16 protein-coding genes and 2 pseudogenes are annotated in these 14,499 nt (G+C 71.7%); 11 read left to right on the plus strand and 7 right to left on the minus strand.

Features of this window, described 5'->3' with window-relative positions:
* Positions 1–43: 43 nt before the first annotated feature.
* The gene (locus tag ACFYPD_RS20945) at positions 44–880 is read right to left on the minus strand and encodes a helix-turn-helix transcriptional regulator (protein WP_387115890.1); all 837 of its coding nucleotides are present in this window, start codon (positions 878–880) and stop codon (positions 44–46) included.
* A gap of 103 nt (positions 881–983) precedes the next feature.
* On the opposite strand from ACFYPD_RS20945, the gene ACFYPD_RS20950 reads away from it, so the two are divergent.
* Positions 984–1,733: an SDR family oxidoreductase gene (locus tag ACFYPD_RS20950; RefSeq protein ID WP_387115893.1), complete on the plus strand. Its 750-nt coding sequence runs from the start codon at positions 984–986 to the stop codon at positions 1,731–1,733.
* Positions 1,734–1,797: 64 nt separating this feature from the next.
* Positions 1,798–2,781 (plus strand): aldo/keto reductase, encoded by a 984-nt coding sequence (locus tag ACFYPD_RS20955; protein ID WP_387115896.1) that lies wholly within the window; start codon positions 1,798–1,800, stop codon positions 2,779–2,781.
* 42 nt (positions 2,782–2,823) lie between these two features.
* Here the strand turns inward: ACFYPD_RS20955 and ACFYPD_RS20960 are convergent, their stop codons facing one another.
* Positions 2,824–3,324, minus strand: a complete 501-nt coding sequence (locus ACFYPD_RS20960; protein ID WP_387115898.1) for a GNAT family N-acetyltransferase — start codon at positions 3,322–3,324, stop codon at positions 2,824–2,826.
* 181 nt (positions 3,325–3,505) lie between these two features.
* On the opposite strand from ACFYPD_RS20960, the gene ACFYPD_RS20965 reads away from it, so the two are divergent.
* The 4 genes and pseudogenes from ACFYPD_RS20965 to ACFYPD_RS20980 form a co-directional block, all read left to right on the plus strand.
* A complete protein-coding gene (locus tag ACFYPD_RS20965) occupies positions 3,506–4,123 on the plus strand; it encodes an IS607 family transposase (protein ID WP_387115901.1) in 618 nt (205 codons plus the stop codon).
* Positions 4,120–5,535, plus strand: a complete 1,416-nt coding sequence (locus ACFYPD_RS20970) for an RNA-guided endonuclease TnpB family protein (RefSeq protein WP_387115904.1) — start codon at positions 4,120–4,122, stop codon at positions 5,533–5,535. Before ACFYPD_RS20965 ends, ACFYPD_RS20970 begins: the two co-directional genes overlap by 4 nt.
* Positions 5,536–5,608: 73 nt before the next feature.
* Positions 5,609–6,100, plus strand: a complete 492-nt coding sequence (locus ACFYPD_RS20975; protein ID WP_387116496.1) for an NADPH-dependent FMN reductase — start codon at positions 5,609–5,611, stop codon at positions 6,098–6,100.
* Positions 6,101–6,126: 26 nt separating this feature from the next.
* Positions 6,127–6,674, plus strand: a pseudogene (locus ACFYPD_RS20980) (ATP-binding cassette domain-containing protein); the annotation flags it as partial.
* 50 nt (positions 6,675–6,724) lie between these two features.
* Here ACFYPD_RS20980 and ACFYPD_RS20985 read toward each other — a convergent pair.
* Both ACFYPD_RS20985 and tnpA read right to left on the minus strand, forming a co-directional pair.
* Positions 6,725–7,942, minus strand: coding sequence for an RNA-guided endonuclease InsQ/TnpB family protein (locus tag ACFYPD_RS20985; RefSeq protein WP_387115907.1), 1,218 nt, complete (start codon positions 7,940–7,942; stop codon positions 6,725–6,727).
* A pseudogene (gene tnpA, locus ACFYPD_RS20990) lies at positions 7,943–8,155 on the minus strand (IS200/IS605 family transposase); the annotation flags it as partial.
* Between the two features lie 214 nt (positions 8,156–8,369).
* On the opposite strand from tnpA, the gene ACFYPD_RS20995 reads away from it, so the two are divergent.
* Together ACFYPD_RS20995 and ACFYPD_RS21000 are read left to right on the plus strand one after the other, a co-directional pair.
* Positions 8,370–8,591 carry a hypothetical protein gene (locus ACFYPD_RS20995; RefSeq protein ID WP_387115910.1) on the plus strand — a complete coding sequence of 74 codons (222 nt, stop codon included), beginning with the start codon at positions 8,370–8,372 and terminating at the stop codon, positions 8,589–8,591.
* Position 8,592: 1 nt separating this feature from the next.
* A complete protein-coding gene (locus tag ACFYPD_RS21000) occupies positions 8,593–8,913 on the plus strand; it encodes a GYD domain-containing protein (protein WP_387115912.1) in 321 nt (106 codons plus the stop codon).
* A 3-nt stretch (positions 8,914–8,916) separates the two neighbouring features.
* Here ACFYPD_RS21000 and ACFYPD_RS21005 read toward each other — a convergent pair whose 3' ends face one another.
* Genes ACFYPD_RS21005 through ACFYPD_RS21015 form a run of 3 tightly spaced genes read right to left on the minus strand, consistent with a single transcriptional unit; the run spans position 8,917 to position 10,301 of the window.
* Positions 8,917–9,321 (minus strand): hypothetical protein, encoded by a 405-nt coding sequence (locus ACFYPD_RS21005; RefSeq protein WP_387115915.1) that lies wholly within the window; start codon positions 9,319–9,321, stop codon positions 8,917–8,919.
* Positions 9,318–9,578 carry a hypothetical protein gene (locus tag ACFYPD_RS21010; protein WP_387115918.1) on the minus strand — a complete coding sequence of 87 codons (261 nt, stop codon included), beginning with the start codon at positions 9,576–9,578 and terminating at the stop codon, positions 9,318–9,320. Before ACFYPD_RS21010 ends, ACFYPD_RS21005 begins: the two co-directional genes overlap by 4 nt.
* Before the next feature lie 12 nt (positions 9,579–9,590).
* Positions 9,591–10,301, minus strand: coding sequence for a hypothetical protein (locus ACFYPD_RS21015; protein WP_387115921.1), 711 nt, complete (start codon positions 10,299–10,301; stop codon positions 9,591–9,593).
* A gap of 1,129 nt (positions 10,302–11,430) precedes the next feature.
* Here ACFYPD_RS21015 and ACFYPD_RS21020 point away from each other — a divergent pair.
* The 3 genes from ACFYPD_RS21020 (at position 11,431) to ACFYPD_RS21030 (ending at position 14,456) form a co-directional block, all read left to right on the plus strand.
* Complete coding sequence (locus tag ACFYPD_RS21020; RefSeq protein ID WP_387115924.1) at positions 11,431–12,264, plus strand: DUF2637 domain-containing protein; 834 nt, start codon at positions 11,431–11,433, stop codon at positions 12,262–12,264.
* A 444-nt stretch (positions 12,265–12,708) separates the two neighbouring features.
* Complete coding sequence (locus ACFYPD_RS21025) at positions 12,709–13,647, plus strand: replication-relaxation family protein (RefSeq protein WP_387115928.1); 939 nt, start codon at positions 12,709–12,711, stop codon at positions 13,645–13,647.
* A gap of 371 nt (positions 13,648–14,018) precedes the next feature.
* Positions 14,019–14,456, plus strand: a complete 438-nt coding sequence (locus ACFYPD_RS21030; RefSeq protein WP_387116499.1) for a hypothetical protein — start codon at positions 14,019–14,021, stop codon at positions 14,454–14,456.
* Positions 14,457–14,499 lie beyond the last annotated feature (43 nt).

Genomic DNA, 14,499 nt, shown 5'->3' on the forward strand with positions numbered 1-14,499 from the left:
GCCACCGCGACCGGAGGCCGGGCTGCCGGCCCCGGTCGCGGGCTCAGGAGTGGACCCGCTCGGCGACCCGCCGGAACGCGGACTGCGTCGGCGACCCCGGCGCGGGAACGTAGACGATCAGCCGCTGGTCGGTCTCCGGCACGTGCAGCACCCGGCACTCGAACTCCAGCGGGCCCAGCTCCGGGTGGGCGACCCGCTTGACGGTCGGGCGCCGCTCCCCCACCTCGTGCTCGGCCCAGAGCGCGGCGAACCGTGGGGAGAGCCCGAGCAGCTCGGTGACCAGCGCGGCCAGCGCCGGATCGGCCGGGTAGCGGCCGTACGCGGCCCGCAGGTCGGCCACGGTCGTCCGGGCGAAGCGCAGCACCTCAGGGTCGGCCCAGTGCGACTCCGGCACCTCCCGACCGAACATCCAGCGGACCATGCTCCGCTCGCCGACCGGCACAGTCGACAGGTCGCCGACGAACCAAGCGGCCAGCCGGTTCCAGGCCAGCACCTCGTATGCGGCGTCGACCAGATAGGCGGGCGTCTCCGTCATCGCGTCGAGCAGGTGCCGCAGCCCCGCCGGCACCTCCCGGGCCGGGCCCACCGCGTCCGGCGGGCTCTCCCCGGCGACCCGGAACAGGTACGCCCGCTCATCCCGGCTGAGCAGCAGCGCCCGAGCCAGCGCGGCGAGCACCTGCCGGGACGGGTGCGGCCCACGCCCCTGCTCCAGCCGGATGTAGTAGTCGATGGACATGCCGGCGAGCTGGGCGACCTCCTGGCGGCGCAGGCCCGGCGTGCGGCGGCGCACCCCCTCGGGGAGGCCGACCTCGGCGGGGCGCAACCGGACGCGGCGGGTGCGCAGGAACCCGGCCAGCTCGTCGCGACGCAATGTGCTCATGCCCCCCAGCCTGCCGCACCGCCGGCCGCCGAGGCTGGTACCGCCGGTACCAGCCTCGGCGGGCCTCTCCCGCCGGCCCGCGCCCGGCGGCAGCCTCGACGGCATGACGACGACAATCGCCCTGATCACCGGGGCCAACAAGGGAATCGGCCTGGCCACCGCCCGGCAGCTCGGCGCGCGCGGAATGACCGTGCTGGTCGGCGCGCGCGACGCCGCGCGGGGCCGGGCGGCGGCGGACAAGCTGCGCGCCGAGGGTACGGACGCCCGGTTCGTGCCGCTGGAGGTCACCGACGAGAAGTCGGTCGCCGCCGCGGCCCAGCTGGTCGAGCGGGAGTACGGCCACCTAGACGTGCTGGTCAACAACGCCGGCATCATCCGCGCCGACGGCGCCGGGCTGCCCAGCGAGACCACCCTCGACACGCTGCGCGAGGTGTACGAGACGAACGTGTTCGGCGTGGTCGCGGTGACCAACGCGCTGCTGCCGCTGCTGCGCCGGGCGCCGGCCGCCCGGATCGTCAACGTCTCCAGCGAGGTCGGCTCGATCGAGGTCATGACCGACCCGAAGGGCGCCCTGTTCGCGCTGACCTCGATCCCCTACCCGTCCTCGAAGACCGCGCTGAACATGGTCACCGCCATGTACGCCAAGGAACTGCGGGACACCCCGATCACAGTGAACGCGGCCAACCCCGGCTACTGCGCCACCGACCTCAACCATCACGGCGGCTTCCGCACCCCGGAGGAGGGCGCCGAGGTGAGCGTGCACCTGGCCACCCTGCCGGCGGACGGGCCGAGCGGCCTGCTCTGGGGCTACCAGATGGACGCCGGCGGCGGCTACGGCGTGCTCCCCTGGTGAGAGTTTGACTTCGCGCGCACTCGAAGGTGGAGGGTGGTGGCACCGTTGCAACGGGGAGGAACCCATGCGTTACCGCACCATCGGCACCGACCCGGCCACCCGGCGCGAGGTCAGCGTGCTCAGCCTCGGCGCGATGCTCTTCGGCACCGCCACCGACGAGGCCACCTCGTACGCCATCCTCGACCGGTACGTCGAGGCCGGCGGCACGTTCATCGACACCTCGGACAACTACGCGTTCTGGCACAACGGCGGCCAGGGCGGGGAGAGCGAGGAACTGCTCGGCCGCTGGCGGCGCAGCCGCGGCGTCGGCAGCGAAGTGGCCGTCGCCACCAAGCTCGGCGCCCGCCCCCTCGCCCCGGGCACCAGCTACCTGGACAACGCCGAGGGCCTGTCCGCCAAGGTGATCCGCGAATCGGCCGAACGCAGCCGCGAACGGCTCGGCGTGGACAAGCTCGACCTGCTCTACGCGCACATCGAGGACCGGACCGTGCCGCTGGAGGAGACGGTCCAGGGCTTCGCGGAGCTGGTGGCCGAGGGCACGGTCGGGCTGCTCGGCGCCAGCAACCACCGCGCCTGGCGGATCGAGCGGGCCCGGGCGCTCGCCGCCGCGGCCGGCCTGCCCGGGTACGAGGTGCTCCAGTACCACCGCAGCTACCTGCCCCGCCGGCCGGACCTGCCGAGCGACCTGGATCCCGACGGCGACGTCGGCTGGGTCGGCCCGGACCTGGCCAGCTACCTGCGGGCGGAGCCCCAGCTCACCCTGGTGGCGTACTCGCCGCTGCTCAAGGGCGCCTACGCGAAGGCGGAACGGCTCGGCGAGGGGTACGCCCTGCCGAGCACGCCGGCCCGGCTGGCGGCGCTGCGGGCGGTCGCCGACGAGCTCGGGGCGACCGCCAACCAGGTGGTGCTCGCCTGGCTGCTGGGCGGGGACGTGCCGGCGATCCCGCTGGTCGGCTTCTCCTCGGTGGCGCAGCTCGAGGAGAGCCTCGCGGCGGTGGACCTGGAGCTGACCCCGGAGCAGCGGACCCGGCTGGACACCGCCCGCTGACGGGCGCGACGGGGCGGGCCGGCCGGCTCGCCCCGTCGTGCGTCACCGGGTCAGCTCGATGCGCCAGTCGTTGGAGCGCATCAGGTGCCCCGGCGGATATTCGAACTCCGTCTCGCCGAGCAGCGTGAACCCGGCCTTGCGGCACACCGCGTTCGACGCCGGGTGGTCCACCGACGGGTAGGCGTGCGCGAAACGCCGGTCGCCGTGCGCCGCGGCCTCCGCGATCAGCGCGCGCACCGCCGCGCTCGCCAGCCCCCGCCCCTGGTACGCCGGCAGCACCGCCCACCCCATCTCGTAGACCGGCTCGCCGCGCCACTCCCGTTCCCAGTAGCCGACGCTGCCCACCTTCGTCCCGTCGGGCAGCCCGACGGTGAACATGTGCCCGCTGCGCGGGCCGGTGCCGCGCAGGTAGCGCTCGTGCCGCGCGATCACCTGCTCGTCGGTCTCCGGGCCGCCGGTGTGCGCCCGCACCTCCGGCGCGTTGAGCTGCCGCAGCAGCCCCAGGTCGTCGGCGCTCCACCGCGCGAGGCGCACCTCGGTCATGCCCGTCCCCCTTCGTCCCGGCGCCGATTGAAGCAGCCGCCCCCGACACACGTCCGCCAGATCCGATCTGGCGGGTTGCCGGTCGGCGTCTGGCGCCTCCGGGTCGAGGCCCGACACCAGCGGGAGGGGAGCAGCGACTAGTGGTTGCTTTCCTTTCTAGAGCTGTCCACACTGGATTGCCGTGGGTGGTGTGTATCGGATCGGTGAGTTCGCCAAGCGGGTGGGCCGTTCGGTGAGCACGGTGCGCCGGTGGGAGGCGGAGGGCCGGATCACGGCCCGTCGTCTGCCGTCCGGGCAGCGGTATTTCGACGATTCGGATGTGCGCAGGGTGTTGCGGCCGGGCTTCGACGTCGACCGGCGGAAGGTTGTGGTGTATTGCCGGGTGTCGTCGCCGGGTCAGAAGGCGGACTTGGCCTCGCAGGTGGCGGCGATGCAACTGTTCTGCCTCGCTCGTGGTCTGGCGGTGGACGAGTGGATCAGCGAGGTTGGCGGCGGGATGGACCTTCGCCGCGAGAAGTTCCTGGCGTTGATGGACGCTGTCGACCGGGGTGAGGTCGCCACGCTGGTGGTGGCGCACCGGGACCGGTTGGCCCGGTTCGGGTTCGACTTGCTGGAGCATCTGGCGGCGCGTGGCGGCTGCGAGATCGTCGTGGCCAACCAGGAGTCCCTGTCCCCGCAGCAGGAACTGGTCGAGGACCTCCTGGCCGTCGTGGACACCTTCTCGCACCGGCTGGACGGGTTGCGCCGCTACGAGAAGGAGTTGAAGAGGGCGGACTTGACCGTGGGGGGTGACCGGTGAAGGTCACCCGGATCGCCTACTCGGCCCGACTGAATCCGGGTAAGTACGCGGCCCTGGTGGAGCAGGCCCGTCGGTTGGGCCGGGTGCGCAGCGAGGTGTGGCAGCGCTACGGCTCGATCAACGGTGTCGGGGCCGGACTGCGGGACCGGCAGGTGCGCGACCGGTGGCTGGCCGACGGCACCCACGCGTTGTTCGGTGTGCTGGCGAATGCGTGGAAGGAAACCGTCCGCGACGCCATGGCCGACATCGCGGCGAACCTGGCGGCGGCCAAGGTCGACGTCCGGCGGGCGATCAGCCGACGCACCAACGATCCGGCCGAGCGCAAGCGGATGTTCACCGCGCTGAAAGCCGACCAGTGGGCTGAGGATCCGTTCCTGTCTCGGCAGATGCGCAAGCATTGGAGGCGGGGCCGCAACCGCACGCACGATCAGATCGTGGTACGCGCCGACAGGTACCACGCCGCCGTCGATGGGCGGGGACGGTTGTGGCTGGCGATTCCCGGTCTCGAGCCCCGCAAACTGGTCAGGATCCCGCTGTCCACGACCGTCGCCCCGACCGGGACGCTGCGGCTGATCCTGCGCGGCGGCCGGGTCGAGGTCCACTACCAGATCGACGCGGCGCAGATGCGGTCCTCGCAGCGAGCATGCGGCGAGGCGACGACCGGCGTGGACAAGGGCTACACCGAAGCCCTCACCGACTCCAACGGCCAGCCCCACGGCTTAAAGCTCGGCGTGCTGCTGTCCAGCGAGTCGGACCGGTTGAAGGAACGAAACCGGCGTCGGGCGAAGCTCCGCTCAATCGCCAACAACGCCGCGCTGCGTGGCGACGACGCGAAAGCGCACCGGATCAAGGCCAACAACCTCGGCACGATCAAGCGGGACCGGCAGGCCGCCCGACATCGAGCGCGGGTGCGCACGGAGATCTTCACCGCGGTGCACGAGGTCGTGGACAAGGCCGCCACCGTGATCGCCGAGGATCTCACCAAACGCTTCACCGGCCGCAAAAAGCTTCCTAAGAACATCAACCGGCGTCTCGCCGCGTGGACCAAAGGAGTCACCGCCGAGGCCCTGAAAAACGTGTCGGAGCGCAGAGGTTCTGCGCTCGTACATGTCAACGCCGCCTACACCTCACAAACCTGTCACCGCTGCGGCCGGCTCGGCCGACGCAGCGGGGACCGGTTTCACTGCACGCCGTGCGGGGTGGTGTGGCAGGCCGACGTGAACGCCGCGATCAACATCCTGCACCGAGCCGGCGACCCCGACATCGCCCTGCACACCCCGCATCAGAAGGTGAAGCAGATCCTGCAGGACCGGACCGATCGCCACCGGACCAGACTGCCGGTCCAGGACTCCAGCCCAGCCACCGCCGGGCGGAGAGCGAACCATCCGAACCGCTCAACTATGAGCAAGTAGTAGGAAGCAGCATGACGCCGTTGCGGCTCTCCGTGATCATCGGCAGCACCCGAGAGGGACGGATCGGCGACCGATCGGTCGCTGGTTCGTCGCGCAGGCACGCCGCCGCGAAGAGCTCACGGTGACCGTGCTCGACCTCGCCGGGTACGACTTCCCGGCCAGCCTGCCGGCCGAGCCCACGGCGGCCATGCGGTCGTTCGCGCGGGAGGTGAACCGGGCGGACGCGTTCGTGGTGGTCACCCCGGAGTACAACCACAGCTTCCCGGCGTCGTTGAAACAGGCGATCGACTACGCCTACGACGAGTGGCAGGCCAAGCCGGTCGGCTTCGTGTCGTACGGCTGCCGCTCGGTCGGCCTGCACGCGGTCGACCAGCTCCGGACCGTGTTCACCGCCCTGCACGCGACGACCGTGCGCGACACCGTCGGCGTCGACCTGCTCGACGGCGAGCCGACGGGGCGGGCCGAGGAACAGCTCCGGCAGGACGCCCGGGTGCTCCTCGACGAGCTCTGCTGGTGGGGCCTGGCGCTGCGCGAGGGCCGCGCGGCGCGCCCGTACGTCTCCTGAGACACCAACGACGAGAGGTAGTGATCATGAGTAACCGGAACACCGGCCCGGCCGTCGAGGCCGACGGCCTGATCCGGTCGTTCGGCTCGACCCGCGCGCTCGACGGCCTGGACCTCCAGGTCCCCGCCGGCACCGTCTACGGCCTGCTCGGGCCGAACGGCGCCGGCAAGACCACCGCGGTGCGGGTGCTGGCCACGCTGCTGCGCCCGGACGGCGGGCGGGCCCCGCGTCTTCGGCCACGACGTCATCGCCGAGGCGGACGCCGTCCGCGCCCGGGTCAGCCTGACCTGCCAGTACGCCTCGCTCGACGAGGACCTGACCGGGGCGGAGAACCTGGTCCTGCTGGGCCGGCTGCTCGGCCTGGGCCGGCCGGCGGCCCGGCAGCGGGCCGACCGCCTGCTCGCCGCGTTCGGGCTGACCAAGGCGGCCGGTCGGCAGGTGAAGAAGTACTCGGGCGGGATGCGGCGGCGCATCGACATCGCGGCGAGCATCCTCAACACCCCCGGACCTGCTCTTCCTGGACGAGCCGACGACGGGTCTGGACCCGCGCAGCCGCAACCAGGTGTGGGAGTTGACTTCCTCCCCACGCCTGAAGGGCGGGGGATTCCCGTGGCTGAGGCGCGTTCACGCCACGAGCCGTTCGGGTGGTTGGCGTTTCACAGACAGCCCTGCGGCTAGGTCTCCGCGCCCTGTTACCGCCAGCCCGGCGGCGAGGATGTTCTTGGCCGCGTTCACGTCGGCGTGGTCCTGATGCCCGCAGGCGACGCACCGGAAGACCGCTTGGCTCTCGCGGGACTCCGAGGCGACATGCTTGCAGGCGTTGCAGGTCTGCGACGTGTACGCCGGGTTGACCTTCTCGATCTTTGCCCCGTGGTAGCGGGCGGCGTGTTCCAGCTTGAGCAGGAATCCGCCCCACCCTTTGGCGAGGATGGCCCGGTTCAGGCCAGCCTTCTGGCGGACGTTACGGCCGGGCTGCTCAACGGTGCCCTTCGCGCTGGCCGTCATGTTTGTGATCCGCAGGCCCTCGACAGCGACCATGCCGTGCTCGCGGACCAGGCGCACGGCGGTCTGCGCGGCGAAGTCAGCTCTGCGGGCCCGGATACGGGCATTCAGCCGGCCGAGCTGCGCGCGGGTAGCGTCGCGACGTTTCGATCCGCGGCTGCGGCCATGGACCCGCAGCGACCGGGACATGCGCTGCTGCAACCGCTTGAGCCGGGCCGCCTCACCCGCGGTGACGAACTCACGCTCGTCCAGCCCCCCGTCAGAGGTGGCCACCGCCACGGTGACACCCCGGTCCACACCGACCGGCGGCTTACCGTTCGGGGCAACCTCGCTCCCGCCGTCCTCGACGCAGAACGAGATGTACCAGCGTCCGCCGTCACGCAAGACGGTGGCGTTGCGGATGGCGCCACCCAACGGCCTGGTCCACCGGAACCTGACCGGCCCGAACTTCGGCAGGCGCACCTCACCCCACCTGCGGTTCAGCCGCTGCACCGCGACGCGCTTGGGGTCGGGAAACCGGAACGACGGGGCCGTGCGGGCCTTGGACCGCCAGCGCACCTTCCACGTGCCATGCCTCTTGCACGCCCGGTCCAGGTCCCGCAGGGTTTGCTGCAACGGGTGCGACGGCGCGTCGGCCAACCACGCGCAGTCCAGGTCCTTCTTCGCCTCGGCCATCTGCCCGGCCTGCTCGTTGTAGCCGATGAACGCGCCGCGGCGGCGGTACTCACGGCGCTGCTCCAACGCCGTATTCCACACCGCCCGACACACCGCGCCGACCTGTTCGGCGTAGGCGGCCTGCTCGTCGGTGAAGGCGAGCAGATAGCGGCGGCCGGTCAGCATTCAGCGGCCCTTCTGCTGCTCAACATACTCCTTCACCGCTGCCAGTGGGGCACCGCCGGTGGTCGCCACGAAGTACGAGTTCGTCCATAAGGTCGGCAGCCGGGAACGCAGCGACGGGAACTCCTCACGCAGCACCCGAGACGTCCGTGCCTTGATCGCCTTGACGAGCTTGTGGACGCCGAACTGCGGGTCCACCTCGACCAGCAGGTCCACTTCGGCGCGCAGCAAGGCCGCGGGGTGTTCCCGCCCGATGATCGCCTCGCCGAACCGCGGCTCCATGACCTCCGGACGGTAGTCGACCGGTCCGACAACGCGGGGAGCCCGCACGGCCGGCGCGGGCCGCTGCTGCCGCACCACGCCCGCGCCACGGACCGGGGTCAGGTCCAGGGCCAGGACTAGCGCCGGAGGCAGCGGGTAAGCGCGGCCCATGGGTAGCCACAAGCAGAACAAGCATGATCCGGGCGGCGAGTCGGCACGGGCGAACCGGAGCCCGGGCAGCGGCGCGCCGGGCCGCCAGGGCGCGGAGATGGAACGTCCGGGGAAGCGGCATCGGTTGCACACCGCCACCGGCGCCGCGGGCTCGGAACGGGACCAGGGCCGCGCCAAGGTCCAGGGCGCCCAGCGGGTGCAGCGGCAGGGCGGCGGTTGACATGCCCGCCTTCCTGCTGCGCTCCGTCTACACCCCGGACGGGATCGGCGGGCTGACCCGCGACGGCGGCACCAAGCGCGCCGAGGTGGTTCGGAAACTGGTCGAGGATGCCGGCGGGCAGTTGCTGTCGATGCATTTCGCCTTCGCCGACGACGACACCTACGTGCTGTGCGACCTGCCCGACCACCGCACCGCCGCCGCGCTGGCGATCCGCATCGGCGCGGCGCGCGGGCTGCGGACCCGGGTCACACCGCTGCTGACCCCGGCCGAGGTGGACGAGGCGACCCGGACGCAGACCGACTACACGCCCCCGGGCGACTGAGTCTCAGCGCGCGTCGGTGACCACGTGCGAGCAGGCCGGGCAGGCCGCCGGTCCCTGCTCGGCGAACCACCGGCAGGTGCGCCGGATCGCGCACTTCGGCAACTGCTCCTCGCCCGGTTCGGCCGTCTCCGCGTAGGAGGCGGCCATGCGGGCGCCCAGGCCGCAGTGTTCGCCGGTCCAGAAGCCGCAGGACGAGGTGACGCACGGGCCGGCCAGCCGGAAGCGGGACTCCACCGGGGCGTCGGAGTCGCCGGCCGCGGCGAGCGCCACCTCGGCCGGCACGGCGGGCGTGACGTAGGCGACCCGTCCCGCCGGAGTGATCATGCCGAGGAACACGGTGGCGTTCGCCGCCGGCGTGCTCGGACACATCCGCTCCGGCGGGTCGGTCCGCCCGACGGTGTCGGTCACCGCTGCATCCAGAAGCCGATGTCGTTGATCTTCTGGCCGAGGTCCTGGGCGAACGGGCCGTCGAGCACCCAGAGGCCGTACCACTCGGGGCGCAGCTTGAGGTTGCCGTGGCCGAGGGTGAGCGGGTTGGTCAGCCGGGCGTTGGCGGTGCCGAGGGCGGCCAGGCCGGCCTTCTGGATCTCGCCGGCGATGAGGGTCTGCTGCTCGGGGGTCAGGTCGACGCCGTCGACCACGAACCGGAATTCGTTGCGGGACATGTGTACCTCCGGTCATTCGTACGATTCGGTGCCCAGCCCGCGGCGCAGGCTGATCCGGGTGAAGGCCGCCCAGCCGGCGTGCGAGGCGGCGTCGGTCGGCTGCCCGGCCCGGGCGAGCGCCCGGCCGGCGTGCTCCGCCCAGCGGGCGGCGGTGGCGCTGCCGTCGCCCCACAGCTCCCGGCAGGCGGCGACCGCGAAGGCGACCTGCCCCGGCGCGCCGGTGAACCCGGCCGGCCCGTCGCCGACCCGGACCGCCCCGTCCGGCAGGACGCGCACGCTCGGGAAGTGGTGGTGCAGGCTGGCCACGGTCGCCGCGTGGGTGGCGTCCCGCCGCCCCGCCGCGAAGCCGGTGCGCAGCTCGTCGTCGCGCCGGTAGCGGATCGCGTGCAGGGTGAGGGCGTCGCCGCCCGGAGCGATCCGGCCGACCACCTGCACAGGGGCGCTCCAGGCGCGGGGTGAGTTCGCCGACCAGAAGGCCAGCCAGGCGGACAGCCGGGCGTGGAAGTCGGCCTGGAAGGCGACCGCCGCCGCCGTGCCGTCGGGTGCACGCAGCGCCGCGGTGGCGATCCGGTCCCGGGTGACCAGCGGGGTGGTGGCGCGGACGGGGGTCGCCGCGGCGGCGGCGGTCGGGGCGGCGGCCACGCCGGTCACGGTGACCGCCGAGGCCGCCGCCGCGCCGGCGAGCAGCCGCCGGCGCGAGAACGGGTACGGGTTGTCGTTCATCCTTGGCCTTTCGTCGACGGCCAGTGCACCGACGCTATCGACCGAGACGGATCAGATGAACACCCTCCGTGACGGGAGGCCGACAGGAAAGCCGGGAATCCCCGGCGGCGTGAATGGTCGCTCCTGTGCAGGATTCACGTCCGCAGCGGCGCCGTTCACCCGAATCTCGCCGCCCTGCAACGCGGTGCGCGACGACCGAGGCACGTTCGTTTCCCGCGACGCGACGCCAACTCCGGCACGCATTGGCGGGCATTGCGGGAATGGGGACTTCGCGGCTATGTGCCTCGCGAACCCGCGCCCCTCCGCGCGCTCGGAGGTCCACTCTGGGCGCCGCGCGCCTGAAGCACCGGGCCCGTTCGACTCCGCAGCCGAAGGCGCGGACACTGGCCGGGCGGCCCTGCAGGTCGGCACCCATGGTGACGCTTGGACCTAGGGCGGATCCAGGCAGAAGGTGACCATCCAGGCGTGCAATATGGCGGGTTTTGCCGCCCACAACGCCGAGGACGGCGAACCGGTCACCGTCGCAACTTCCGCGCGCCTGACCGCCGACGGCGGACTCCGTAGCACTTGGCCGGACTAGTTGCAAGATTGGGTGCTCGATCCGTTGCGAATCGGAGGTTGACTCTGTCGGATCTCCGGGGCGTAATGGATATAAGTTCCCGCAGCGCCGGCTGGCGCGGTCGGCCACACATGCAGCGGGCAGGCACTCCCAGTTTGGGGTGCCTGCTGTTGTTCGCGCCGGTAGCGCCGGGAGATGGGAGGCCCCACATGAAGGATCGTCCGTCGGCGAGTTGAGCCGCCGCATCACCCACAGTGCTTACGGCGCTGTCGGTGGGAGTTCTGATCTGTTGTGGCTCGACGTGGCCGTCCGTCCCGCGTCCGCTCGTTGACCACAGCCTGCTGTGCGGGTTGTGGTGACGCCTGCTGCTCTGGTGCCTGCCCTTGCACTGTCCCTCTCGTGCCGCACCTGGAACCTGCAACCCCAATTTGGAGGAGAACGTGACATCACCGCACATCGTCCCGGCGAGGCCGGTGATCGCGGCCGTCGTGTCCGCTTACCCGATCAAGGTCTGGCCGGTGGTGCCTAGCGAAGCGTCATCAGGAACAGCCGTCGACAGGTGGTGGGCTGTTGGCGACACCTGACCAACAGCGCCATGCCCCGTCCCGCCGTCGGTCGAGGCGGGAGCGGCTGGAGAGCCGCGCTCAGGTGGCGATCATGCTGCTGATTGGCGGCGCGGCCGGAGCGGCGTCTTTCACGCATGTGCATGACGTCGAGGCGGGGCACGGTCAGCCGGGCTGGCTGGCATGGGCCGACGCCGTCGTTCTGGAGTTGACGTCGATCGCCGCGAGTCTGGAGTTGCGCCGTAACCGGCGCGCGGGCAAGGGCGTCGCTTTCCCCGCCACCGTGCTGATTGTGGCGGTGTTGCTGTCGCTGGCGGCACAGGTGGTAGAGGCGGAGGTGTCGGTGATCGGCTGGATCGCCGCCGCCCTGCCGGCCCTGGGCTTTTTGGCGATGGTGAAGATCGCCCTCGGCCGCGCCGACCCAGCCCCACCGGACCGGACCGCTCGGCCCGTGCGGGCCGAGCCGGGACCGGCGCGGACCGTGGACGCTTCGGTCCTGGACGCTCGCCAGTCGGTTGCCGTGACCGCTGCCGCGGTCCGGGACTCCACGACCGCGGTCCCCGTCTCGGCGGACCCGGGCCGGGCGGTCCCGGACCGCCGGACCGACGAGGCGTCGACCGACGATGCCGGTCCGGCGGTCGCCGCGCTGGTCCCGGCCGCCCGGACCGCCGCCCACACCCTCATGGCCGAGGGGACGCCGCTGTCCCGCAAGGCCGTCGCCCAACAGCTGCGCGCTGACGGGCACCAGCTGTCCAACGCCACCGCCTCCGCATTGGTGCGCGTCCTCCGCGCCGATACCACTGCACCCGCACGGGATCTGTCACCGGAGGAGGCCGCGTGACAGAACCATCACCCGCGGCATCTGTCAGACCGAGGCGTCCCTGTCAGACCCGTGTCCGTCAGGAAGCCCGCCGTCTGACTGGACCTGCCCCGACCTGACACAGCGAACACCGACCCGCCCGCCACGGCGCGGCCGGTACACGCGCCACCGTCTCACCCATGCCTGATCAAGGAGCAGCAAGCATGTTGACCCAGCTCAGCCACCCGCAGCAGCCGCCTCATCACCCGCCTGCGTCACATCGCCTCTCCCACCACCGTCACAGCGGACCCGGTGTGGCTGGCCGTGCCGCCCTCGGTGTCGATCCCCGTTCCACCGTCCGTCTTGATCCTGACCCCCGAACTGACCCCCCGATCCCGCTCACAGCCCAGGTCAGGGCCACTCTCACCCGCTCGATACCGTTCCAGACAGACCCTCAACTCTGGGGTCTCCCCCCAAGGGCTGCCCATGCGTAAACCACTACCGACTTCGGATCCGCTGCTGCAGCTGCAGGCCAGCATCACCGCCCGCGACGACCGCCTCCTCGGCTGGCTCTACGACCACGGCGTGCTCACCACCGACCAGATCGCCGCCGCCCTGTTCCCATCCCTGGACTTCGCCCAACGCCGCCTGCGCCGCCTCACCGTCCTGCGGGCGGTGGACCGGTTCCGACCCAACCGGGCCTACGGCGGCTCCTACCCCTACCACTACGTGCTGGACCAGCTCGGCTACGACCACGTCCACGCCCAACGCGGACTCGGGCGACCACGCCGGGACCAGGCACGCCGCCGCAAGCAGTCCCTCACCCGTCGGCCGGACCTGCCGCATCTGCTCGGCGGCAACCAGGTCTTCGTCGACTTGGCGGCCCACGCCCGCACTCACCCCGACGGTGAGCTGGTCCGCTGGCAGCCCGCGTCCGCGTTCCACGAGCCGGGGGTCCTATACCGCAGGGGTGGGGACCCGCAGATCATGATCGGCGGACCGAGCGTATTTCCCCGTCCGGACGGTGCCGGTGTGTGGACCGAACAGGACCGGTTGGTGCCGTTCTTTCTCGAGTTCGACACCGGACTCGAACGCCTCGACGTCCTCACCGAGAAGATCGCCAAGTACGAGCGGCTGTATGGGATGAGCACTTGGGCGTGGCCGGTGCTATTCCACCTACCCTCGGCCCGCCGCGAGACGAACCTGCACCATCGCCTCGCCGGCATCGCCCTGGAGACGGTCATCGCCACCACCACCACTGAACTGCGCACCGCACTCGGCGCCAGCCCCGCCGACCAGATCTGGCAACTGACCGGCTGTAGCACCGGCCGACACCGCCTCATCGATCTGCCCTACACCACCACCGACCACGACGACGAGTTCCCCTCGGCTGCCGCGCCCGGTCCGGATGGGCGGGCCACTTGATGGGGGCGGTCGTGGTCAGGCAGGGCGTTCGGCGGCCTGGTGGCCCCACACTCCGCCGACCCCGCCCATGCCTCGCCACATGTCCGGGCAGCGGCGGTTGCCGCCGTACAGCCCCCACCGAGGCGGCGGCCCGGACTGCGCGCCGGCGCGGGGCAGCACCTCGTCAGCTGTCACCGGTCTGCCAGCGGTGACAGACCCCGGGACCACCCGCGCACTCATACCCGCGGCCCCGCCGTGACAGTTCCTGTGAGTGGCGCACGTCTTCACTTCCGCAGCCACCGGAGTTACAGTCCGCGGCCCTCCAACGTCGCCGGTCTGACACCGATGGCGACCGGTTCGCCGCCCTTGCCAAGCTCCGCGACGAAGGACTGATCCGCCACCTCGGCGTCAGCGCCGTCGACGCGGCTCAGCTCGCCGAGGCACGGTCCCTCGCTCCGGTCGCCGCGGTACAGGACCACTTCCACGTGAACACCGATCCGACTCCGATGTCCTCACGCATGAGAGCAGGACTGCATCGCGTACGTGCGGTTCTTTCCGCTCGGCGGGGGCAGGGAACGGATCGACCAGGCCCCGCTGGTGACGGTGGCCGCCCGTCATCAGGCGACCGCCGCACAGGTCGCCGTGGCCTGGCTGCTCGCCAGGTCACCGATCACCTCGCCATCCCCGGTACCAGCTCGCCCATCTGGCCGAGAACGTCGCGGCAGCCGACCTCCGCCTCACCGCTGACGACCTGGCCGAGCTGGCCGAACAGCACATCGAACGTGGGTATGCCTGATCGGCGCAGACCGGCCGATGTCCGCGGTGGCTAACCGGGCGTCGTGTCGGCGAGCGACGGTGCGCCCGGCCCACCTG

This window comes from Micromonospora sp. NPDC005299, assembly GCF_042872345.1.
Taxonomy (GTDB): domain Bacteria; phylum Actinomycetota; class Actinomycetes; order Mycobacteriales; family Micromonosporaceae; genus Micromonospora.

Bases quoted from the DNA above. Each gene is read 5' to 3' on its own strand.
- ACFYPD_RS20945 (WP_387115890.1), bottom strand. From the start codon at position 880: ATGAGCACATTGCGTCGCGACGAGCTGGCCGGGTTCCTGCGCACCCGC.
- ACFYPD_RS20950 (WP_387115893.1), top strand. From the start codon at position 984: ATGACGACGACAATCGCCCTGATCACCGGGGCCAACAAGGGAATCGGC.
- ACFYPD_RS20955 (WP_387115896.1), top strand. From the start codon at position 1,798: ATGCGTTACCGCACCATCGGCACCGACCCGGCCACCCGGCGCGAGGTC.
- ACFYPD_RS20960 (WP_387115898.1), bottom strand. From the start codon at position 3,324: ATGACCGAGGTGCGCCTCGCGCGGTGGAGCGCCGACGACCTGGGGCTG.
- ACFYPD_RS20985 (WP_387115907.1), bottom strand. From the start codon at position 7,942: ATGCTGACCGGCCGCCGCTATCTGCTCGCCTTCACCGACGAGCAGGCC.
- ACFYPD_RS20995 (WP_387115910.1), top strand. From the start codon at position 8,370: ATGGGTAGCCACAAGCAGAACAAGCATGATCCGGGCGGCGAGTCGGCA.
- ACFYPD_RS21000 (WP_387115912.1), top strand. From the start codon at position 8,593: ATGCCCGCCTTCCTGCTGCGCTCCGTCTACACCCCGGACGGGATCGGC.
- ACFYPD_RS21010 (WP_387115918.1), bottom strand. From the start codon at position 9,578: ATGTCCCGCAACGAATTCCGGTTCGTGGTCGACGGCGTCGACCTGACC.
- ACFYPD_RS21015 (WP_387115921.1), bottom strand. From the start codon at position 10,301: ATGAACGACAACCCGTACCCGTTCTCGCGCCGGCGGCTGCTCGCCGGC.
- ACFYPD_RS21025 (WP_387115928.1), top strand. From the start codon at position 12,709: ATGCGTAAACCACTACCGACTTCGGATCCGCTGCTGCAGCTGCAGGCC.